The sequence below is a fragment of the Citrobacter sp. CK185 genome, assembly GCF_030333565.1.
Taxonomy (GTDB): Bacteria; Pseudomonadota; Gammaproteobacteria; order Enterobacterales; family Enterobacteriaceae; genus Citrobacter_B; species Citrobacter_B koseri.
Window position 1 is genome coordinate 1,071,689 of the sequence record NZ_JAOWFR010000026.1, and the last position, 21,711, is coordinate 1,093,399.

A 21,711-nucleotide genomic window follows, 5' to 3' on the forward strand; every position below is an offset into this window, starting at 1 on the left:
ATATGCAACTTGAAAATATGATTACCGAAGGTGTTAACCGCGCCTCTTTTGAGATTGACCGGGCTTCCACCCTCGATATGTGCCGCATCATTAATGATGAAGATAAAACGGTTCCACTCGCCGTGGAGCAGGTTCTGCCCGAGATCGCCGCGGCTATCGACATCATTTATGCGCAGGTCAGCGCTGGCGGGCGGCTGATTTATACCGGCGCCGGAACGTCCGGTCGCCTGGGTATCCTTGACGCCAGCGAATGCCCCCCGACCTATGGCGTGGAATCAGGTCTGGTTATCGGTTTGATCGCCGGTGGCGAGCGCGCGATACAGCATGCGATTGAAGGCGCGGAAGACAACCGCGAGCTTGGGGTCAACGACCTGAAAGCCCTCGCACTCAATGAAAAAGATGTGGTTGTGGGCATTGCGGCCAGCGGTCGCACGCCGTATGTAATTGCCGGTCTGGAATATGCCCGTACGCTCGGCTGCCGGACGGTCGGGATCTCCTGCAATCCGGGGAGCGCCGTAGCAAAGGCGGCGGAGCTTGCCATCACGCCCGTTGTCGGCGCCGAAGTGGTGAGCGGTTCTTCCCGTATGAAGGCGGGCACCGCGCAGAAGCTGATTCTCAACATGCTGTCCACCGGCCTGATGATTAAATCCGGCAAGGTGTTTGGCAACCTGATGGTGGATGTTGTCGCCACGAACGAAAAACTCAACGTGCGTCAGGTAAATATTGTGAAAAATGCGACAGGCTGCACCGGGCAACAGGCTGAAGCCGCGCTGATGGCCTGTGGCCGTCACTGCAAAACCGCTATCGTCATGCTACTGAAAAACCTCAACGCAACAGAAGCCAGTCTGCGTCTTGAGCAACATGGCGGCTTCATTCGCCAGGTACTGGAAGAGGAATAAAGCGAATGGCAAAAGAAATCAGTAATGATCTCCTGAATACGATTATCTCCCGGGTCGGTGGCCCGGGTAATATTGCCACCTGCGGGAACTGCATGACCCGTTTACGCCTGGCGGTACATGACAGCGATCGGGTCGATCCGGCGATTAAAACGCTCGAAGGCGTGAAAGGCGTGGTCCTCTCGAATAACCAGGTGCAGGTCATTTTTGGCCCCGGTAAAGCGCAGCGGGCGGCAGATGCCATGAATGCGCTACTGAGCGACAACAGCGGCGCCGTCACGCAGGCGGCAGATATCGCCGCCAAAACCAAAAGCCAGCTAAAAGCGAAACAAACCTCAGGCATTCAGCAATTCCTGTCGAAGTTCGCCACTATTTTTACGCCGCTCATTCCCGGTTTTATTGCTGCGGGTCTGCTGCTGGGGATTGCCACGCTGCTGGGTACGGTATTGCACGTTCCGGCCGATGCGCAAGGTATGCTTCCCGACGCCCTGAACTTTATGAAAGTGTTCAGTAAAGGGCTGTTTACCTTTCTGGTCATTCTTATTGGCTATAACGCCGCGCAGGCTTTCGGCGGCACCGGCGTTAACGGGGCGATCATCGCCTCGCTGTTCCTGTTGGGATACAACCCTGCCGCTACCACGGGCTATTTCTCCGGTATTGAGGACTTCTTTGGCCTGCCGATCGACCCGCGCGGCAACATTATCGGCGTACTGATCGCCGCCTGGGCCAGCGCGCGTATTGAGGGCTTTATCCGACGCTTTATGCCCGACGATCTGGACATGCTGTTGACCTCCATGTTAACCCTGCTGGTCACCGCCGCACTGGCCTACCTGATCATCATGCCGCTGGGCGGCTGGCTGTTCGAAGGGATGTCATGGCTCTTTATCCACCTCAACAGCAACCCGCTGGGCTGCGCCGTTCTGGCGGGTCTGTTTCTTGTTTCGGTGGTGTTTGGCGTCCATCAGGGCTTCATTCCCGTCTATCTGGCATTAATGAGTAGCCAGGGATTCAACAGCCTGTTCCCTATTCTTTCTATGGCGGGCGCAGGTCAGGTCGGCGCCGCACTGGCGCTCTACTGGCGAGCAGAAAAACACAGCGTGTTACGCAGCCAGGTTCGCGGGGCGATTATTCCCGGCTTACTCGGTGTTGGCGAACCGCTGATTTACGGCGTTACGCTGCCACGAATGAAACCGTTTATCACCGCCTGCCTCGGCGGCGCTGCCGGGGGGCTATTCATCGGCTTAGTGGCCTGGTCGGGTCTGCCGATGGGCTTAAACAGCGCCTTTGGTCCATCCGGTCTGGTGGCGCTGCCGTTAATGACGTCCGCGCAAGGTATTCTGCCCGCAATGGCGGTATATGCCGGAGGAATGCTGATTGCGTATCTTGGCGGATTTATTTTTACCGCTCTCTTTGGCTGCCGTAATGTGAATCTGGACTAATACCATGAAAATGACATTACTTTTTGCTTCCCTGCTGGCGCTCAGTTGCACTGCCAGCGCCGCGCCATTTCCGGTATTGACTGACGCCGCGCCGGAAAAAGCAGGATTTAATATTGAACGGCTTAACGCGCTGGATAACTGGATAGCGCAACAGGTTGATGCCGGTTATCCGAGCGTTAACCTGCTCATTATTAAAGACAGTCATATTGTTTATCGTAAGGCCTGGGGTCAGGCTAAAAAATATGACGGCAGCGTCCTGATGTCTCATCCCGTCAAGGCAACCACTGACACCCTGTACGACCTGGCATCAAATACAAAAATGTATGCCACGAACTTTGCCCTGCAAAAACTGATGTCAGAGGGCAAATTACAGCCGGACGATCTTATCTCGAAATATATTCCCGATTTTGGCGATCGTCCGGGGGATGCGATTAAAGGGAAAAGCACGTTACGCATTGCGGATTTGCTGCATCATTCCGGCGGTTTCCCTGCTGACCCGCAATACCCGAACCAGGCCGTCGCGGGCGAGTTGTATTCGCAGGATAAAGCCACCACGCTGGAGATGATCAAACGCACGCCGCTGGCGTACCGCCCCGGCACGAAACACATCTACAGCGATGTGGATTATATGCTGCTTGGGTTTATCGTGGAGTCCGTGACGGGCCAGCCGCTCGATCGTTATGTTGAAGAGAACCTCTATCGCCCGCTCGGTTTAACGCATACGGTCTTTAACCCGCTACAGAAAGGCTTCCGCCAACAGCAGATCGCCGCGACGGAACTGAACGGCAATACCCGGGATGGCGTGATTCATTTCCCCAATATCCGCACGACCACCCTATGGGGCCAGGTGCATGATGAAAAAGCATTCTACTCGATGGGCGGTGTTTCAGGACATGCAGGACTGTTTTCGAATACCGGCGATATTGCGGTACTGATGCAGACCATGCTGAATGGCGGAGGGTACGGTAACGTGACGCTGTTCAGCCCGGAAACCGTGAAAATGTTCACGCAATCCTCGCCGGAGGATGCCACGTTTGGTCTCGGCTGGCGCGTTAACGGCAATGCGTCCATGACGCCGACATTCGGCACGCTGGCCAGCGCGCAGGCATACGGCCATACCGGATGGACAGGGACGCTGACCGTTATCGACCCGGCCAATCAGATGGCGATTGTGATGCTGAGCAACAAACCGCACTCACCCGTCGCCGACCCGCAAAAGAACCCGAATATGTTTAACAGCGGGCTGATGCCGATAGCCACATACGGTTGGGTGGTGGATCAAATATACGCGGCGCTAAAACATGAGTAACCGATAAGGCGGGACTACCGGGGGCGTTTCGCTTGCCCGGCCTACAAAAAGTCTCTGTAGGCCGGGTAAAACGACGCCGCCATCCGGCAAAAGAAATTACAGCGCCATCAATCTGTCCAGAGACGGTGCGAAGTAATAGCCGCCCGTCACTGGCTTCGTGAAGCGCAGCATGGCGTCACGCTTCCCGTCGGTATCGCCAAACATGCTCAGCAACTGCTGCTCAATATTGTACAGACGCGCGCAGTAAGCGCAGAAATAGAGGCCGTGGGTGCCGCTGGCCGTACCGTATGGCAGGCTCTGGCGCACAATTTTCAGCCCTTTGCCGTCCTCTTTCAGATCCACGCGGGTCAGGTGAGACGTGACCGGACGGTCATCGCCATCGATCTCTTCGTTGGCTTCTTTAGTACGACCAATCATCATCTCCTGGTCGTGAACGCTCATGCGGTTGAGCTGCGTCAGGTTGTGTTCCCAACGCTGAACGAACACGTAGCTGCCGCCCGCACCCACGCCGTCTTTGATGACCGCGACTTCGCGGCGAACCTCTTCTCCCGCCGGGTTTTCCGTCCCGTCAACGAAGCCGCTGAGATCGCGTTCTTCCACCCAACGGAAACCGTGGACTTCTTCCTGCACCTCGATGCACTCGCCAAAAGCCGCCATTGCCGCCTGCGCGACAGAGAAGTTCACGTCGTGACGCAGTGAAAGAATGTGGATCAGCACATCGTACTGGGTTGCTGGCGCCAGACCTTTACCGTAAGGGATAAAATCTTTCAGCTCTTCAGCCCCAACGCCGCCGCTCAGGGCGCGCCAGGTGTTGTTGCCAAATGCGACAACCGCGCCCAGATGCGCGTCAGGGAATTTCGCTTCGAAGGTTGCCAGTTTATCGGCAAACGCTTTGCTGGCCGCACGCAGGGCATCGACATCCCCTTTTACATTGGCTTCAATCCAAATCGCCGCGCGGCAGTGTTCTGGCAAAATGCCACTTTGAACCTGAGACATTGTTCCTCCTGAAAAATAAGAATGCCACGGCTGCGTGGCATTGATGGGCGTATTGTACCCGTTTTTTCAGCGAGGCGGTTTGTTCAGACGCAAATTAACGGCGCCAGATGATTTTGCTCACTTTCCAGTTCTTCAGCGTGTCGTCAGGAGGCATTAACCCTTCCGGGCCGTTCCACTCGCCGGAGAACAGATAGCTAATATGTTGACTGTCTTGTGCTTTACACTCGACCGACGCGCTGTCATCGCCCGTCGCTTTCTGGCAGTTACCGAAGGCTTTACTGTAAAGGTCGCTAAACGGCGTACCGATTTCAACGCCTGCATGCGATGGAATATCGCTGTCCAGCACATCAATACGGCTGATGGTTCCCTGGTCGCCATTGATAACCAGCGCAACCTTGTCCTCTTTCATCGCTTCAAAAAAACGCACCACGTTGCCGTTCTGGGTTTTCATTCCGCTACGCAGGCGATAGCCGCCATCCAGCGCGTCAGTAATCGCTTTTTCATCCAGCGGCGTGGACGCAGTTAATGCCCCAACGCCCTGCTCAGTGACCTCTGTCGACGAGCCAAACCAGTTCCACGGATTCGCAGCAGACCAGTTCACCGACGAGAGGGTTGAACAGCCGCTCAGCACCAGCGGCATTGCGCATAAAATCAAACGCAGCGATTTCATCTCACTTCCTTTCTTTATTAATCAACGTTGTTTGGAGTCCGGTTTCGCCAAAAAGTGCCGTTATTCTTTTACCGGTGCAAAGCAGGCGCGTAAACGACGGTTAGAGAGCAACCAGATAAGCGCGACAATATCGGCCACCACCAGCGCCAGCCCGATGCCGTTTACCGGTTCACCGTACAGCCACAGCACCGGTTGCCAGCAGAGCAGAACGCCCTGCGCCAGAATCAACAAGCCGCGCAGCCCGCGCCACAGCACCGGGAAAGCGTCGCGCCGCCCGCTCAGTAAAAACGCCAGTACCGCCGGGACGCCGGGCAACAACCCCAGCCAGAACGTATCGTGATCGGGATAAAACAGATTCAGCAGCGTATCGCCCTGCTCGCGGGAGGAGCCAGCAATCACAAACAGCACCCAGGTACGCGCCTGAAGCAGCAGCACGCACCAGAACAGAAAAGGCAGGCGCAAGCGCCCATGACCGTCGTAGTCAGCAGGATGAAACTCAGTACTCTTCATCTTCAATCAGACGCTTGCCCAGACTTAACGCGTCCGAATGTTCATAACCCAGGCGCTCGTACATGCCCAGTACAATGTCGTTGTCTTCCCGCACCATGATTTGGATTTTCGGGCAGCCGCGAGCAATGAGCTTTTTCTCCAGCCGGTTCAACAGCGCGTTGGCGATGCCACGACCGCGAAACTCCGGGTGTACGCCAAGATAATAGGCAGAACCCCGATGGCCGTCATAGCCGCCCATGACCGTACCGACCACCTCGCCATTCACCTCAGCGACCAGGAACAAGCTGACGTCATGGTTCAGCTTACGTTCGATATCCATTTCAGGATCGTTCCACGGACGCAGCAAATCGCAGCGCTCCCAGAGGGTGATCACCTCTTCGAAATCTTCCTGGCGAAAAACGCGTATCTCCATGGTATTGAGACCCTTTTCAAGGTTAAAACTCCGATTATGGCGCGAACGACTGATTTAGCCAATATCTGACGCGAAACGGCGAAAAAAATGGCATAATGACGGATTGTCACGTATTGAAATGAAAAGTAAAACAATTCTCATCACGAACAGTCGTAACGGATTACGCGATACGATATAACATCTGGAACTCAATTTTCACAACTCAGGCTGTATGAGCACTTTTAAACCCTTAAAAACTCTCACATCGCGCCGCCAGGTGCTGAAAGCCGGGCTGGCGGCTCTGACGCTGTCGGGCATGTCGCACGCCATCGCTAAAGAAGAAGCGCTAAAGACCAGTAATGGTCACAGCAAACCGAAGGCCAAAAAAGCAGGCGCCAGACGCATTGTTGTTCTCGATCCCGGCCACGGCGGTATCGACACCGGCGCGATTGGTCGCAACGGCTCGAAGGAAAAACACGTCGTGCTGGAGATCGCCAAAAACGTGCGCGCGATTTTGCGCAACCAGGGGATTGATGCGCGCCTGACACGCACGGGCGACACCTTTATTCCCCTGTACGATCGCGTGGAAATCGCCCACAAGCACGGCGCGGATCTGTTTATGTCCATCCACGCAGATGGCTTTACCAACCCCAGCGCCGCAGGAGCCTCGGTGTTTGCGCTTTCTAATCGCGGCGCCAGTAGCGCCATGGCGAAATACCTCTCCGACCGTGAAAACCGCGCCGATGAAGTCGCGGGGAAAAAAGCGACCGATAAAGATCATCTGTTGCAGCAGGTATTGTTCGATCTGGTGCAAACCGACACCATCAAAAACAGCCTGACGCTGGGATCGCATATTCTTAAGAAGATCAAGCCAGTGCATCGTCTGCACAGTCGCAATACGGAACAGGCGGCGTTTGTGGTGCTAAAATCACCGTCAATTCCCTCCGTACTGGTAGAAACCTCATTTATCACCAACCCGGAAGAGGAGCGTCTGTTAGGCACCACCGCATTCCGGCAGAAAATCGCCACCGCGATAGCCAATGGCGTGATCAGTTATTTCCACTGGTTTGATAACCAGAAAGCACACTCGAAGAAACGGTAATCATGAAACCCGATGCACAACGCGTAAAACAGTTCCTGCTCAGCCTTCAGGATGATATTTGCCAGCAGTTAGCCGCCGTTGATGGCGCTGATTTTGTTGAAGATAGCTGGCAGCGCGACGCGGGTGGCGGCGGGCGCAGCCGGGTACTGCGTAACGGCGGTGTCTTTGAGCAGGCTGGGGTAAATTTCTCCCATGTTCACGGCGACGCAATGCCCGCCTCCGCGACGGCACACCGCCCGGAGCTGGCAGGGCGCAGTTTTGAAGCGATGGGCGTGTCGCTGGTGGTGCATCCGTTGAATCCGTACATTCCAACCAGCCATGCCAATGTTCGTTTTTTTATTGCGGAGAAGCCCGGCGCGGAGCCGGTCTGGTGGTTTGGCGGCGGTTTCGACCTGACGCCCTATTACGCGTTTGAAGAGGATGCCATTCACTGGCACCGCACGGCGCGGGATCTGTGCCAGCCCTACGGCGAGGACGTCTATCCGCGCTATAAAAAATGGTGCGACGATTACTTTTTCCTGAAGCATCGCGATGAGCAGCGCGGCATTGGCGGGCTTTTCTTCGACGATCTGAACACGCCGGATTTCGACAGCTGCTTTCGCTTTATGCAGGCGGTAGGCAAAGGCTATACCGATGCTTTTCTGCCAATTGTCGAGCGGCGTAAAGCAATGGCCTGGGGCGAGCGCGAGCGTCATTTCCAGCTTTATCGCCGGGGCCGCTATGTGGAGTTTAATCTGGTGTGGGATCGCGGCACGCTGTTTGGCCTGCAAACGGGCGGACGCACCGAGTCCATTTTGATGTCGATGCCGCCGCTGGTGCGCTGGGAGTACGACTGGCAGCCGGAAGAAGGCAGCCCGGAAGCGGCGCTGAGCGAATTTATCAAAGTCCGCGACTGGGTGTAATTTACCTGGCCGCGTTTTTGCCTGATGACGGCTAACGCCTTATCCGGCCTACAACTACAACGGTAGCGCCCCGTAGGCCGGATAAGACGCAAAGCGTCGCATCCGGCACAATAATGTCATCACATCCACTGGCGCATACGCTGATGCAGCGTCAGCGACGGTTTTTCGGCAAACAGCTGCTGGTAATCGGTCGCGAACTGCCCCAGATGCCAGAACCCCCACTGCATTGCCGCCTCTTTGACCGTCGAACTTTGCGACCACGGACTGATCAGCTCCCTTCGCACCGCGTTTAATCGAATCCGCTTCAGCCACGCGTTCGGGCCAATCCCCAGAATCGCGTGAAACGCGTTTTGCAACGTGCGGCGGCTGACGTGCAGCTGATTGCACAGATCGAGCACCGTCAGCGGCTCCGACATATTCTCCAGCACGTATTCCCGCGCGCGGGACAGCAATTTTCGATAGCTCTGATGGCTGACGCTTTCTGCCGTTATAATCGGCTGCGCTTCTTCCAGCATCGTCCCCATCGCCAGCAGCAGGTTATCCCCCAGCACTTTACGCACCGCATGCTGATGCAGGTTTTCCGGGTTCTCGCTGAACGTCGCCAGCGCCTGCTGGACAAAGCCCCACAGCGCCGCTTTATGCTGCTCTTTCACCTCCAGCGCAGACTGGTTACGCAGCATATGCAGCACCCTTTCCGGGTGATGCAGGAAATTGGCCTGCCGGGTAAGCACCTCCTCCGAGATAACCACGCCAAGGATGGTGTAATCATCCGGCGTACTCAGCTCAAACTCCGTCCCGCCAGGACGGGTGGCGATCTCCGCGCTGCCAATGCACTGCGTGCCGATAAAACCTTGCTCGCCGCGCGTTGCCGGAATACCGAACCAGAAGGAGTTCGGCCAGACCAGGCAAGACTGACGCAGCGCCAGACCGGTGTACTCACGGAACACCTGAATTTCATCCAGCAGGATTTCCGTGAATTCCCCATGAAATTTACCGGGATGCAGCTGATCGTAAATCTGCTGCCAGGCGGTTATCGTCAGGGCGTGCTCATAGACGTCCGTTGTCAGCCGCTGGTGAACATTATCCACCTCAACCAGAGGCGTAAGTTTAACGTCTTCGGGTAACGCTTCATGATAAAGATGGTGCAAGTTTGCTGTACGAGTCTTTTTCATGATCTTCAAAGCCGGGGCGCAACGTCCCCGGCACCTCCGACAGGTTATACTTTCTTCAGACGATAGCGACTACTGCGTTTACGTAACGCCCCGTCAGAAAAGAGTTGCTCCAGCGCATTTCTGGCGCGCTCCAGTGACCAGCCAAAATGCGCGGCCACCTCCCCTGCCGTCATTCCCTGACGTACTGATGCTAATAACGCCAACAGCGCTTCTGAGGATTCAGAGGTAACAGGCGCATCTGGCGTCTTTCCGACTTTCGTTGGCTGGCGCTTAAAGCCGCCGATCAGCCACTGGGTGTCGTCTTCCGGCCGCCCAATTTCTTTGCGGCTGATAACACGGCCCGTGCGTTGTGCTGCGGCGCTTCCGGCATCCAGCGCCGCGCGACACGCCGCCAGATCGCCCTCCACCACCAGCGTCAGCCTGCCGGGATCGAGCACTTCGTGGCTGAGCAATCGCACATTGGCGGCTTTCAGCATGGCGTCCGCCGCATCAACGGCGGCAACCATGCCATCCACTTCCAGTAATCCCAGTGCATTGATCATCGCTACCTCTCTTACGCGCGCTGGACGGGATTACGGGCAATATCCAGAACGGCATCGGTAAAGGCGTTGCAGGCGGCTTTACAGGCGGCCTGGCTCCCCGTTAAAAACGCCGCAGAGTAGTTGGTTTCTGACGGCGGCGGCACGTAGGTCACCAGTTGAACATCGGCGGATTTCATCGCCGCATCAATGCCAAACGTCGCTTCCAGCGGCGGCGCCACCAGATAGGCGATAGGATCGCCCAGCGCGATGCCTGAGGTTGATGAGAGATAAGACCCGGTACGCGAAACCACATGCGCCAGGAATGCAGTATCTTCCGCATCGTTGGCCCACTGGAACGCTGCGCCGCCTTCAATATGCGCCACCATCGCATCCAGACCCGCCCGCACTTCCGCCGGGTTCGGGCCGCCCAACATAATCAAAACTTCACCGGCCGTCGGCGACGGCCCGTGGGCCGCTCCGGCATACAGTGAACGGCCATACACCACTTCCACCATCGCCTGTTTTGTCGCTTCGTCTGCCGCAATATATGTTACGTCATCAGAGTCTGCCGTGATGAGACCGAGGCTACGTATATGTGACGGTAATTTAAGCTCACGCGCGAAACCGTCATTCACCGAGGCAATCACGCGCATTGCGGTGACCGACGGTCGAATCAAATCTAATGCTGGCATGTTGCCTCCTTAACGGGTCATATTGATGCCGGATGCTTTCTGCTCCAGCATACGTTTCGCCAAATCCACAATTACCGCTGCGGCTTCAACCGGCGGCGTGCCGCCCTGGTGAATATTCGAAATACAGGTACGATCCGCTTCAACGGTGGTTGCCACCCGTGGTGAGTAAACCGCATAGCAGGAGAGGCTTTCCGACTGGCCTAAGCCAGGACGCTCGCCCACCAGCAGAATCACCACTTTCGCGCCGAGAATTTCGCCGATCTGATCTTCAATCTTCACGCGGCCATAGCGTACAAAGAACGGCGTCCCGACTTTCAGCCCCGCCTGTTTCAGGCCAGAGAGCAGCGGCGGCAGGATCTCTTCATAGTTGGCGGTAATCGCATCCGTCGATAAACCATCGGAAATCACCACCTGGACATCCGGGCTGGCGACACACTGCGCTTTCAGCGCGTCAATGGCCTCCTGGCTCAGACGACGCCCCATATCCGGGCGGGTCAGGTAGAGGTTTTTGTCGCTGATTTCCGAACGCACTTCCAGCAGCCCCTGTGCTTTCACCCACTCTTCCGGCACCTCTTTCAGGACGGTATCTTTCGAACGCGAGTGATCCGCCAGGAAGCGCAACAGCGCCAGGGTGCGCGGACGTGGGCCAGCGCGACCGGTACACACGCGCGCAGCGGTGCTGCGGCGCAGTTCGGCCAACACATCCGCGCGATGCGGATTCTCCACGCCTACCCAGGCTTTCGCCTCAGCCGAACCTAAATCCAGCGCGCAGCTTTCCGCCGCTGAAGGCGCTGAAGGTGCGGCACATTGTTTAGCGCTACAGGCTGGCGCGGATTCTGCGGGGGCCTGCGGCTGCGACTCGCCCATTGACGCCATTACACTGCGTACAATTTCTTCAATCTGTTTTTGATCCATCGTATGTCATCCCCGCGTCATCAGAAGAACAGTGACGGATCGCCCGCCCGCTTGGTCAGGCGACCGTTTTCCATAATGCCCATCGTTTCCAGCCAGCGCTCAAACTCCGGTGACGGACGCAGGTTGAGTAACTGACGTACCGTTGCGGTATCGTGGAATGCGGTGGTCTGGTAGTTGAGCATGATGTCGTCGCCGAGCGGCATGCCCATAATGTAGTTACAGCCTGCGGTGGCGAGCAGAATCATCAGGTTTTCGTTGAGGTTCTGATCGGCGTCGGCGTGGTTGGTGTAACAGCAATCGCAGCCCATTGAGATGCCGCTCAGCTTGCCCATAAAGTGATCTTCCAGACCAGCGCGAATAATCTGCCGGTCGTTGTAGAGATACTCCGGCCCGATAAAACCGACCACCGTATTCACCAGGAACGGATCGTAGTGCCGCGCCAGGCCGTAGTTACGCGCTTCCATCGTCACCTGGTCGGCGCCGAAGTTGGCTCCAGCCGAAAGCGCAGAACCCTGCCCGGTTTCAAAGTACAGGCAGTTTTCCCCGGCGATACGGTTGAACTCCGCGCCGACCGCACGCGCCTCATCCAGCATCGCCAGCTCCACGCCGAACTCTTTTAATCCTTTTTCGCTGCCGCAAATACTCTGGAAAATCAGCCCGCCCGGCGCGCCGCGACGAATGGCTTCAATCTGAGTGGTGACGTGCGCCAGCACGCAGCCCTGCGTCGGAATATTGAACTTGTCGATCACCCCGTACACGGTATCCAGCACGCGGCTTAAGTTTTCCACGTCGTCCGTTACCGGGTTAACGCCAATCACCGCATCGCCCGCCCCGAAAGAGAGCCCTTCATAGATTTGCGCGGCGATACTCTGTACATCGTCACGGGTATCGTTCGGCTGCAAACGGCAGCTAAAGGTGCCCGGAATACCGATGGTGGTGTTGGCCTTTTTGATCACCGGTATTTTCTTGCCACCGTAGATCAGGTCGGCGTTGGAGCAGATCTTCGCGACCGCCGCCACCACTTCCGAAGTCAGCCCTTTACGCGTAAACGCAATGTCATCGACGGACGTTTCATCACTCAGCACATATTCGCGCAGCTCACTGATGCTCCAGTTTTTAATGCGGTTATAGGCCGTTTCATTGACGTCGTCCTGAATCAGACGCGTCACGCAGTCCTCTTCATAGGAAATCACCGGGTTGTTGCGAATATCCGCCACCGACATTTCCGACAACACCTGTTTCGCGGCAACGCGCTCCTGTGAGCTTTCAGCCGCAACACCTGCCAGCACATCCCCCGAACGCAGTTCGTTGGCTTTTGCCAGCACCTCTTTTACATCCTTAAACTGATAAACATTGCCGAACAATGTGGTCTTTAGTTTCATAAGTCGTTCCCTCAGGAAGGAAATGCGAGTGATTTCACCGTCACCGGCACAACCGATCCGCCAAAAAGAGGCGTACCAATGTCGATATAGTCCCCCGCCCGGACGCTCACTTCGTCAATGACCGCCAGCGGGTGTTGCTGTAACTGTGGGCGCAATAACATGCCCAGGGCTTTGCCAAAGTCCTGCTCGGCCACCACCAGCAGGGGATGCGGATTGGGAAAACGCGCGGTAAACGCCAGCAGCGCGTCGATGACCGTGAGTAATGCCGCGTAGCGCACCGGAAGCCGGGCGGGAAGCGCCAGCACGTATGCGTCAGTGCCAGGGTCGAGATCGAGCTGAGTCAGCGCCTGTTCCCAGGCGGCCACCAGTTCGTTTTCATCTTGTGGAATAGCCACCGGCAGGTTGCGCAGCGGAAGCGCAACCCCCTCCAGCCAGATGGTGCTGCCGGACAGCGACAGCGTGTGCGCCCCCGCGCCAATCACCGTGGCGCGCACGGTTTGCGTCGGGAACTGCACGTTCATCTCACGCAGGCGCGGGTGCTCATGCAGCGCCGTCGCCAGCAGCGGGCCGACATCAGAAAAGCAGAACGGATCGGCAGGCTGATTGCGGTAGCACTCCCCGACGCCGCCGGAAAGGGTGATCACCTCCGGTTTCACCCCTGCGGGCAGTAATCCGGTTTGCATCAGCGCCTGCGCCAGCGGCGAAGGCTCGCCGTCAATGATTTCGACAATCAAATCCGCCATCCGCCGCACGACCTGCGCCAGCTGTGTGGCATTGAGCGAGCGGGCGTCAGTGCCCGCGCCGAACACCGCCTCAACGATCATCTGCCCCGGTTTATGCGCATGCACCACCCGCCCCTGACCGTCCGTTTCCAGCAATCTGCCGCCCACGTTCAGACAGGCGGAGCCGCTCACTTTTCCGGCGTCAAACAGAACATAGTTCGAAGTGCCGCCGCCGATGTCGATGTTGAGCACGCGACACAAACGCTGTTCAGACAGGGTCTGCGCCCCCGCGCCGTGCCCGGCAATCACCGATTCCAGATGCGGCCCGGCGCTGGCGACGACAAAATCGCCGAGAGACTGCGACAGCGCCATCACTGCCGGACGCGCATTGCGGGTTTTCGCGCTTTCGCCGGTAATGATGATCGCCCCGGAATCCACCGTCTCCGGCGCAATCCCCGCCGCCTGATACTGAGCCAGAATCAGCGCCTTAAGTTCGGCCTCTTTCAATCCGCCCTGCTTATCCACAGGGGTAAAAAAGACCGGGCTTTGCCAGCTAATTTCACGTTTGATAAATTCGTAGCGCGGCACCTGCGACACTGCCGCACGGTTAACCAGCTCAAGGCGTGAGAAGATCACCTGAGTGGTGGTGGTGCCGATATCGATACCGACGCTCAGTAGCTGGCGAGTGTTCACGACTGCGCCTCCACTTCCGTTTCTGCCGGAACATCTTCATCTTTGGGCACCAGCATCATCGCCACGCCAATCGCCGTCACGCCGCCGATCAGCTTGCCGACAATCATCGGGAAGATCATCGCGTTCATGTTGGCGGCCGCAAAGCCTAAGTGGTCGCCCAGCGCAAAGGCAGCGGAGACCGCGAAGGCGCAGTTGATCACTTTGCCGCGGGTATCCATCTGTTTCATCATGCCGAACATCGGAATATTGTTCGCCAGCGTCGCTACCATGCCGCCTGCCGCCATATTGTTGATTTTTAACAGGCCGCCAACGCGCATCAGCGGTTTTTCAAACCAGCGGGTCAGCAGAAGCACCATCGGATAGGCGCCGAGCAGAACGCAGGAGATAGAGCCGATCACTTCAATGGCGCGCATCACTTCGCCAGGCTGGTCGCCAGGGGACATGAAGATCGGGTCGAGGCCTGGGATCAGCTCCCATCCCAGCAGGAATTTAATCACCGCAGCCGCCAGACCAATGGTGATCAACGCCACCAGGAATTTAGCGAAGATCTGGAAACCGCTGATCATTTTCTCCGGGATAAATTTCAGCCCCAGCGCAACCAGCACCGCGACGATGATCACCGGGATCATGTTCATCAGGATCAGCGCGAAGGTGAACTCCACCGGTTGCCCGTTGATCTCCACGCCGGAGTACATCGCCACTAAACCACCGGCGATACAGCCAATGGGAATGGTAACAATCCCCGCCAGCACGCCCAGCGCCAGGTAGCGGCGGTCAGACGGCTCGATAATGCCGAGCGCCACCGGAATGGAGAAGACGATCGTCGGCCCCATCATCGCCCCCAGGATCAGACCGGAGTACAGCCATGCCGCCACATCGCCGCCCGCCAGTTCTTTGGCGAGGAAGAAGCCGCCCATATCGCAGGCCAGCAGCGTTCCGGCGAACATCGACGGGTTCGCGCCGAGCATTTCATACAGCGGGATAATCACCGGCCCGAGCAGCTTCGCCAGCACCGGCGCCAGGGCGGTCATACCGACCATCGCCAGCCCCAGCGCGCCCATCGCCATAAAACCTTCTTCAAACTGACCGCCCGACCCCTCGATGCTCTTACCGAATTTACCGAGAAAACGCGCCGAACCGCCAAACTGCGACAGGATCCTGTCCACGGCGGCAATCAGCATAAAGAACATCATGATGTACATGATGATTTCATTAATTCCCATAGCCCTATCTCCATTTGCCAGGTGTTTCATAGGCCTGATAAGCGCAGCGCCATCAGGCAATAGTGCCGCGTTTTTGCCGGATGGCGGCGCGAACGCCTTATCCGGCCTACATCCTGGTATGCTTTATTGTGCCGCCGCGTACAGGTCGATAATCTGTTCCTGTGTGGCGGTTCGTGGGTTACTGCGAATACAAATATCTTCCAGCGCGCCTTGCGCCCACGCGCTGTAATGCGCGGACGTCGCGCCAACGTCGGCGAGGCGTTTTGTCAGCCCGGTTTCAATAATCAGTTCGCTAACTGCGCCGATCGCGTCGCGATCGTCCGCTTTCTTGTTGAGTAACGCCCGGCCGATATGGCTGAACCGTTCGCGACACACCATGCGGTTAAATCCCATCACCGTCGGCAGCAACATACTGTTCGCCTGGCCATGCGGAATATGCAGCGTCGCGCCCGGCTGGTGCGCCATCGCATGACACAGCCCCAGCCCCGCGCTGGAAAAGGCCATCCCCGCCATGCAGGACGCCAGCAGCATGTTTTCCCGCGCCGCCATGTCGTGCCCGTTCCCCACCGCTTTCGGTAGCGACTTGCCGATCATCGCAATAGCGCCAATCGCCAGGCTGTCGGTAAACGGCGTGGCATTCAGAGCGCTATACGCCTCAACCGCATGGGTCAACGCGTCAATCCCGGTCATCGCCGTTACGTGAGAAGGCACCCCTTCCGTCAGCGCCGCATCCAGAATGGCGACGTCCGGCATCAGCGAGGCATGCGCCAGAACCTGCTTGCGCCCGCTTACCGCATCAATAATCACCGTCACGTTGGTGGTTTCCGACCCCGTACCCGCCGTTGTCGGCACGGCAATCAGCGGCAGACGCGGGCGCAGTACGCTCTGCGCCGTCATATCCGCCAGCGTCTGCCCTGGGTTGGTAAAGAGCAGCGCTACGGCTTTTGCCGCATCCAGCACCGAGCCGCCGCCAAACGCCACCACGCCGTCACATTTTGATTCGCGCAGCTGCGCGACCGCCGCGCAAACGTCAGTGATGGAAGGTTCTCCCACCGGGCAGGGCCAGATGCTCATCGCCACGCCTTTCATCGCCAGACTCCGTTCAAGCCCGGCGGTCATCCCTGCCTGATGCAGAAAACTGTCAACCATGACAAACAGATGCGTCAGCCCGCGCGTTTGCGCTTCCTGCCCGCAGGCGCTAAGCGCCCCCAGGCCGCACAGCGTGACGGGCGGAACGCTGAACGTTTTTATCCGTTGCAGATTCAGGGTATCGAATGCCTGAAAGAGCGCGGTCTGCAATTCACTTTGCATAGATCCCCTCCGCTTTTTCTTTCCCGCTGTTGGCAATCGCCAGCGGCGTCATAAACAGGCTGTGTTCAGGTAAATGCACCCGCAGTTCCGGGAAGCGTTTACGGAATAGTTCATCCACGCCCGGTTGCATACAGGAGCCGCCCGCCAGCCACAGATCGGCTATACCTTGCCCTTCGATATGCCGGGCAACAATCTCCGCCATCTTTTCGTATACCGGTTTTACCACCGGCCAAATCTCCCGGGCGTTGCTGCGCTTGAACTGCTCAGCGTCTTCCAGTTCGATGCGGCGGTTTCCGGCCAGCGTCAGGGAAATATGGTGTCCGCCGGTCGCTTCATCAGCGGAGTAAGTCACCTTGCCCTGCTTCACAATGGCGATCCCCGTCGTACCGCCGCCGATATCCACCACGCCCGCGTTATCCAGTCGCAGCAGATCCGCCACAGCGGTCGGCTCATCCAGCACATGACTGACCTCCAGCCCGGCGGATTCCAGAACATTGATGGAGATACGCGGGTCGGTGCCTGGCGGAAATGAGGTCGCCGCGTGGGTGAACTGGCAGCCAAGCTGGCGTTCGAGCGTGTCGAGATGGCGACGCACGATGGTGACGGCGCCGAAGAAGTCCCAGACGATGCCGTCACGCACGACGTCAGCCCAGTCCAGACAAACGGCGACTGGCTGCGCGTCGCGGTCGACAACCATCGACACCACATCGCACGTCCCTAAATCAATACCCAGCCACAGCGGCGAATCGCTGGCGACGGGATGCTGATTACACAGCTCAGCGGCTTTCTGGAGTCTCGGCGTCAGCCAACGTTGTTCATCGTGCGCCATCTCTTTTCTCCTTATAGACAGTCTGCTGGGCCGGAATCAGACAATGCGAAACGCATCCACCAACACGCAGCGACGCAGACGCACGAAGGTGCGCGCGCTGGTCACCCCTTCCCCGGTTGGCGTAGTAATGGTCATGGTGGTCCAGCCTTCGCCGCCCAGACCCAGCCCGGCGATACACGGCCCGTTCTTGACGAAGATGCTGGTATCAATGGCGTTTGCCATCCGGTTCATGTTGTCGATGTTGCGCGAGTGCATCGCCGCCGTATGGTGGCAACCGCCTTCCAGCGTGACCGCCAGCTCAATGGCCTCTTCTACGTTGGCAACCCGCACCACCGGCAGTACCGGCATCATCAGTTCCGTGACTGCGAACGGGTGCGTGGCAGGCGTTTCCACAAACAGCAAGCGCGTTTGCTCCGGCACCGTCAGCCCAATCGCGGCGGCGATTTTGGCGGCGTCACGCCCAACCCAGTCGCGGCTGACCGTTCCTTTGCCACGCTCGTCGATATTTTTCAGCAATACCGGCTGAAGCTGTTCGGCCTGTGCGGCGGTGAGTTTCACCGCATGCTGCCCTTCCATCAGGCGCATCAGTTCATCGGCAACGCTATCGACAACAATCAGCACCTTCTCGTCGGCGCAAATGATGTTGTTATCGAAGGATGCGCCTTTGACGATGGACTGCGCGGCACGCGCCAGGTCAGCGGTTTCATCCACCACCACCGGCGGGTTCCCGGCGCCTGCGGCAATCAGACGTTTGTTGGTGTGTTTACGCGCGGCCTCAACGACCGCTTCGCCGCCGGTCACCACCAGCAGGCCGATACCGGGATATTTAAAGAGGCGCTGGGCGGTTTCGATATCCGGGTTCGCAACGGTCACCAGCAGGTTAGCCGGGCCGCCTGCGGCAACAACCGCCTGGTTAAGCAGCGTAATGGCGCGCTGAGAAACCTTTTTCGCCGCCGGATGCGGCGCAAAGATCACGCTGTTGCCTGCGGCAATCAGGCTAATGGCGTTGTTAATCACGGTTGCCGCCGGATTGGTGGACGGCGTGACCGACGCCACAACCCCCCACGGCGCATTTTCAATTAAGGTCAGACCGTTATCGCCGGTCAGTACCTGCGGCGAGAGGCATTCCACGCCCGGCGTACCGCGCGCCTGCGCCACGTTTTTCGCTAATTTATCTTCGACGCGTCCCATGCCGGTTTCTGACACGGCAAGTTCCGCCAGTTCTCTGGCGTGCTTTTCACCCGCCTCACGTATCGCATGAATAGCGAGCTGGCGCATGGCCACGCTCTTCAGCCCCTGCTGAGCCACTTTCGCTGCGGCAACGGCGTCATCCAGGGAGGCAAAGACGCCCATTTCATGAACGGCGGCGGCAGGTTGACTGCTGTCTTTCATTTTCAGCAATACCGCTTTTACCACCTGTTCAATATCCTGTTGATTCATGATGTTCAGTCCTATTTATGGAAAACGACTTTCCCGCCAGCCACCACTTCATCGACAATACCAATCACGCACAGATCGACAGGTGAGGATTCGCTCCGATGCGCCTGGCGGGCAGAACTGCCGCTAACCAGCAGCACCCACTCCCCGGTTCCCGCCCCAATGCTGTCGATTGCAACGGCGCACTGCCCGTCGGGATTCCCTTCGGCATCAATCATTTTCACCATCAGCAATTTGTCATGCGCGAGTCCTTCATGGCGCACCGTACAAACAATTTGTCCTGTGACGACTGCCAGCTTCATACCCGCCTCCATGTGTTGTGTGTTGCGTGCCGAAACTGTAGGCCGGATAAGCGAGGCGCCATCCGGCATCGATGCCATCTCATTGCCGGATGGCGACGCGTTTGCGTCTTCTCCGGCCTACACGATCAGACGTAGCCATCCAGCTTAGATATTGCTGTCACCTTTGAAGCTGATCGGGAACACCTCTTCCAGATCGCCGTGCGGGCGCGGAATGACGTGTACGGAAACCAGTTCGCCAATACGCTGCGCCGCTGCGGCGCCGGCATCAGTAGCGGCTTTGCACGCTGCCACATCGCCACGCACCATCGCGGTGACCAGACCGCCGCCAATCTGCTTCACGCCAACCAGTTTCACGCGTGCTGCTTTAACCATCGCATCAGAGGCCTCAATCAGTGCAACCAGGCCCCGGGTTTCAATCATTCCTAATGCTTCCATTGTGTTTTCCTCTTCGGTAAGGGGGTCCAGACGGGACCTTTATACAACCAGTGTTTGCGAGTCGAGTTCACGACTCACGTCAGTCTGGCGCGGCACTGCTGCCACCAACGCCAGTTCGATAATTTCCTGTACGCTACAGCCTCGGGAGAGATCGTGAAGCGGTGCGGCAAGCCCCTGAATCAGCGGCCCAACGGCGCGATATCCTCCCAGACGCTGGGCGATTTTGTAGCCAATGTTGCCCGCTTCCAGTGACGGAAAGACCATCACATTGGCTTTGCCCTGTAACGGACTGGCGGGCGCTTTTTGCGCGGCGACGTCCGGGACAAAAGCGGCGTCGAACTGCAACTCGCCGTCAACAATCAAATCCGGCGCGCGCTCGCGAACGATCTCTGTCGCCTGCTGCACATTGGCGACATTGGGGTGACGCGCGCTGCCATGACTGGAGAACGACAGCATGGCGACCCGAGGCTCCTCTCCGGTAATGGTTCGCCAGGTCTGCGCGCTGGCGATGGCGATATCCGCCAGTTGCGCCGCCGTGGGTTGCGGCACCACGCTGCAATCGGCGAATCCCAGCGCCTGCCCGGTGTACTGCGGCAGCATCAGGAAGATCGACGACAGCGTTTTGCAGCCCGGCTGCAAACCGATCAGGCGTAGCCCTGCCCGCAGCACGTTCGCTGTCGAAGAGAGGTTGCCGGCAATGCACACATCGGCATGACCGGCGCTCACCATCGCGGCGGCGAACATCAGCGGGTCGTTCAGTTTTTCCAGCGCATCCGGCGGTGTTTTCTCTCCCGCCCGCGCCAGCCAACGCCCGGCGAACACCTCGCGCATAGACAGATTGCTCTGTGGGTCAATCACCTGAATGCCATCCATCGCGATACGGTGAGTGAGCGCAAACTGGCGTAGCGCAAACGGGCTGGTGACAAGAACCGGTCGCGCCAGACCATACCGTTGCAGATAGTGCGCCGCCTTCAGGACACGGACATCCAGCGCATCCGGGAAGACCACTCTGGCGGGCGTGCGTAAGGCCTGTTCGCGGCAACGTTCAATGATCATTGCTCCCCTCCCAGTCGCTGTTGAATCTGGCTGACGGTGAGCGGATGCTTTGTCACGCACAAAATCATCATCACGTAGACCGTACTGGAGAGGCGGTTCAACGCCTGTAGAAGATCCGGGCGCAGCACGTCAAAATTGCGGGTGATAAAGACCTGAGCGGCCACGACTTCCGTCTCACGCACTTTGGTACGCAGCAGATTCAGCAGCGCGGCATCGCGGCCGTGGCTGGCTTCCGGCACCAGATGATCGTGATCGAGATAGCGCAGCGGCTGATGGGACAGACGATGCAATTCGTCTTCGTTTAGCCCCACAATGGCCTGCGCGGCCAGCGGTTCATCCATCGCATCGGCACGCATGATGTTGCCCAGGCGGGAACGAATGTCGGCAAGCCAGGGCTGCCACTGCTCCGGCAACTCAATTTGCAGCCACACCACCAGCGCGATGGTGCTGTCCAGCGCGGCGCGAAATCCCAGGCGCGGATCGCTTTTCGCAACCATTTTGTCGGCGGTCAGGTGGGTCAGCGTATCGGGCTTTTTCGCCACCGGCTGGCGACACAGTTCGCAGCACGCCTTAGGGTGCGTATCGCTGCTGGTCAAACCGTGCACCGGCTGTAATTGCTGCTCATCGTCATCGACAAAAAGACGGCCTTGCTCATCCAGAAACTTGATGCGCAAATGGCGACTTTCCAGCAATTCCCGGGCAGATGGCGTCAGGCGAGCGTCAGCGGGAAGATGGATCTCCGCCCCTTCGCTGAGCGTATGATTCGCTCTGAGCCATGCTTCGGTAATGAAATCCTTCATACATCC

The 21,711-nt window shown here is 57.9% G+C and carries 23 protein-coding genes; 5 read left to right on the forward strand and 18 right to left on the reverse strand.

What is annotated here, in order from left to right; translation table 11 throughout:
* Nucleotides 1-2 precede the first annotated feature (2 nt).
* The 3 genes from murQ to pbp4b are packed head-to-tail and all read left to right on the forward strand — an operon-like array spanning nucleotide 3 to nucleotide 3,644.
* Entirely contained in the window at nucleotides 3-899 is an 897-nt protein-coding gene (gene murQ, locus OGV79_RS19755; protein ID WP_115608984.1) for an N-acetylmuramic acid 6-phosphate etherase, read from the forward strand.
* Between the two features lie 5 nt (nucleotides 900-904).
* Nucleotides 905-2,335 carry a PTS N-acetylmuramic acid transporter subunit IIBC gene (gene murP / locus OGV79_RS19760; protein ID WP_060815889.1) on the forward strand — a complete coding sequence of 477 codons (1,431 nt, stop codon included), beginning with the start codon at nucleotides 905-907 and terminating at the stop codon, nucleotides 2,333-2,335.
* A gap of 4 nt (nucleotides 2,336-2,339) precedes the next feature.
* Nucleotides 2,340-3,644 (forward strand): penicillin binding protein PBP4B, encoded by a 1,305-nt coding sequence (gene pbp4b / locus OGV79_RS19765; RefSeq protein ID WP_047462148.1) that lies wholly within the window; start codon nucleotides 2,340-2,342, stop codon nucleotides 3,642-3,644.
* A 96-nt stretch (nucleotides 3,645-3,740) separates the two neighbouring features.
* Here pbp4b and OGV79_RS19770 read toward each other — a convergent pair whose 3' ends face one another.
* The 4 genes from OGV79_RS19770 to OGV79_RS19785 form a co-directional block, all read right to left on the reverse strand.
* Nucleotides 3,741-4,640 (reverse strand): Dyp-type peroxidase, encoded by a 900-nt coding sequence (locus OGV79_RS19770; protein WP_286468821.1) that lies wholly within the window; start codon nucleotides 4,638-4,640, stop codon nucleotides 3,741-3,743.
* Nucleotides 4,641-4,734: 94 nt separating this feature from the next.
* Nucleotides 4,735-5,310, reverse strand: a complete 576-nt coding sequence (locus tag OGV79_RS19775) for an RpoE-regulated lipoprotein (RefSeq protein ID WP_200030498.1) — start codon at nucleotides 5,308-5,310, stop codon at nucleotides 4,735-4,737.
* 60 nt (nucleotides 5,311-5,370) lie between these two features.
* Nucleotides 5,371-5,820, reverse strand: coding sequence for a DUF2919 domain-containing protein (locus tag OGV79_RS19780; protein WP_049009818.1), 450 nt, complete (start codon nucleotides 5,818-5,820; stop codon nucleotides 5,371-5,373).
* Nucleotides 5,807-6,232 (reverse strand): GNAT family acetyltransferase, encoded by a 426-nt coding sequence (locus tag OGV79_RS19785; protein ID WP_012131345.1) that lies wholly within the window; start codon nucleotides 6,230-6,232, stop codon nucleotides 5,807-5,809. The genes OGV79_RS19780 and OGV79_RS19785 overlap by 14 nt, the downstream gene beginning before the upstream one ends.
* 211 nt (nucleotides 6,233-6,443) lie before the next feature.
* On the opposite strand from OGV79_RS19785, the gene amiA reads away from it, so the two are divergent.
* Both amiA and hemF read left to right on the forward strand, forming a co-directional pair.
* Nucleotides 6,444-7,313 carry an N-acetylmuramoyl-L-alanine amidase AmiA gene (amiA, locus tag OGV79_RS19790; RefSeq protein WP_071258031.1) on the forward strand — a complete coding sequence of 290 codons (870 nt, stop codon included), beginning with the start codon at nucleotides 6,444-6,446 and terminating at the stop codon, nucleotides 7,311-7,313.
* 2 nt (nucleotides 7,314-7,315) lie between these two features.
* The gene (hemF, locus tag OGV79_RS19795) at nucleotides 7,316-8,215 is read left to right on the forward strand and encodes an oxygen-dependent coproporphyrinogen oxidase (RefSeq protein ID WP_101744322.1); all 900 of its coding nucleotides are present in this window, start codon (nucleotides 7,316-7,318) and stop codon (nucleotides 8,213-8,215) included.
* A 119-nt stretch (nucleotides 8,216-8,334) separates the two neighbouring features.
* Here the strand turns inward: hemF and eutR are convergent, their stop codons facing one another.
* From eutR to eutT, 14 genes are all read right to left on the reverse strand, one after another.
* A complete protein-coding gene (eutR, locus tag OGV79_RS19800; RefSeq protein ID WP_012131341.1) occupies nucleotides 8,335-9,387 on the reverse strand; it encodes an HTH-type transcriptional regulator EutR in 1,053 nt (350 codons plus the stop codon).
* A 44-nt stretch (nucleotides 9,388-9,431) separates the two neighbouring features.
* Nucleotides 9,432-9,929 (reverse strand): ethanolamine utilization microcompartment protein EutK, encoded by a 498-nt coding sequence (eutK, locus tag OGV79_RS19805; protein ID WP_012131340.1) that lies wholly within the window; start codon nucleotides 9,927-9,929, stop codon nucleotides 9,432-9,434.
* 11 nt (nucleotides 9,930-9,940) lie between these two features.
* Nucleotides 9,941-10,600, reverse strand: a complete 660-nt coding sequence (gene eutL, locus OGV79_RS19810) for an ethanolamine utilization microcompartment protein EutL (protein ID WP_047462132.1) — start codon at nucleotides 10,598-10,600, stop codon at nucleotides 9,941-9,943.
* Between the two features lie 9 nt (nucleotides 10,601-10,609).
* Nucleotides 10,610-11,515 (reverse strand): ethanolamine ammonia-lyase subunit EutC, encoded by a 906-nt coding sequence (gene eutC, locus OGV79_RS19815; RefSeq protein ID WP_012131338.1) that lies wholly within the window; start codon nucleotides 11,513-11,515, stop codon nucleotides 10,610-10,612.
* A gap of 20 nt (nucleotides 11,516-11,535) precedes the next feature.
* A complete protein-coding gene (gene eutB / locus OGV79_RS19820) occupies nucleotides 11,536-12,897 on the reverse strand; it encodes an ethanolamine ammonia-lyase subunit alpha (protein ID WP_286468822.1) in 1,362 nt (453 codons plus the stop codon).
* Nucleotides 12,898-12,908: 11 nt separating this feature from the next.
* On the reverse strand, nucleotides 12,909-14,312 hold the full coding sequence (eutA, locus tag OGV79_RS19825) for an ethanolamine ammonia-lyase reactivating factor EutA (RefSeq protein ID WP_012131336.1): 1,404 nt from the start codon (nucleotides 14,310-14,312) through the stop codon (nucleotides 12,909-12,911).
* Nucleotides 14,309-15,535 (reverse strand): ethanolamine utilization protein EutH, encoded by a 1,227-nt coding sequence (gene eutH / locus OGV79_RS19830; protein WP_047462122.1) that lies wholly within the window; start codon nucleotides 15,533-15,535, stop codon nucleotides 14,309-14,311. The genes eutA and eutH overlap by 4 nt, the downstream gene beginning before the upstream one ends.
* A gap of 123 nt (nucleotides 15,536-15,658) precedes the next feature.
* Entirely contained in the window at nucleotides 15,659-16,846 is a 1,188-nt protein-coding gene (gene eutG, locus OGV79_RS19835) for an ethanolamine utilization ethanol dehydrogenase EutG (RefSeq protein WP_012131334.1), read from the reverse strand.
* Nucleotides 16,836-17,675 (reverse strand): ethanolamine utilization protein EutJ, encoded by an 840-nt coding sequence (gene eutJ / locus OGV79_RS19840; RefSeq protein WP_012131333.1) that lies wholly within the window; start codon nucleotides 17,673-17,675, stop codon nucleotides 16,836-16,838. The genes eutG and eutJ overlap by 11 nt, the downstream gene beginning before the upstream one ends.
* A gap of 36 nt (nucleotides 17,676-17,711) precedes the next feature.
* A complete protein-coding gene (locus OGV79_RS19845) occupies nucleotides 17,712-19,115 on the reverse strand; it encodes an aldehyde dehydrogenase family protein (RefSeq protein WP_047462117.1) in 1,404 nt (467 codons plus the stop codon).
* 11 nt (nucleotides 19,116-19,126) lie between these two features.
* Nucleotides 19,127-19,414: an ethanolamine utilization microcompartment protein EutN gene (gene eutN, locus OGV79_RS19850; protein ID WP_024130131.1), complete on the reverse strand. Its 288-nt coding sequence runs from the start codon at nucleotides 19,412-19,414 to the stop codon at nucleotides 19,127-19,129.
* A gap of 144 nt (nucleotides 19,415-19,558) precedes the next feature.
* Nucleotides 19,559-19,849: an ethanolamine utilization microcompartment protein EutM gene (gene eutM / locus OGV79_RS19855; RefSeq protein WP_000387720.1), complete on the reverse strand. Its 291-nt coding sequence runs from the start codon at nucleotides 19,847-19,849 to the stop codon at nucleotides 19,559-19,561.
* A 39-nt stretch (nucleotides 19,850-19,888) separates the two neighbouring features.
* Nucleotides 19,889-20,905 carry a phosphate acetyltransferase gene (pta, locus tag OGV79_RS19860; RefSeq protein ID WP_286468823.1) on the reverse strand — a complete coding sequence of 339 codons (1,017 nt, stop codon included), beginning with the start codon at nucleotides 20,903-20,905 and terminating at the stop codon, nucleotides 19,889-19,891.
* Nucleotides 20,902-21,705, reverse strand: a complete 804-nt coding sequence (gene eutT, locus OGV79_RS19865; protein ID WP_012131329.1) for an ethanolamine utilization cob(I)yrinic acid a,c-diamide adenosyltransferase EutT — start codon at nucleotides 21,703-21,705, stop codon at nucleotides 20,902-20,904. Before eutT ends, pta begins: the two co-directional genes overlap by 4 nt.
* Nucleotides 21,706-21,711: the final 6 nt, after the last annotated feature.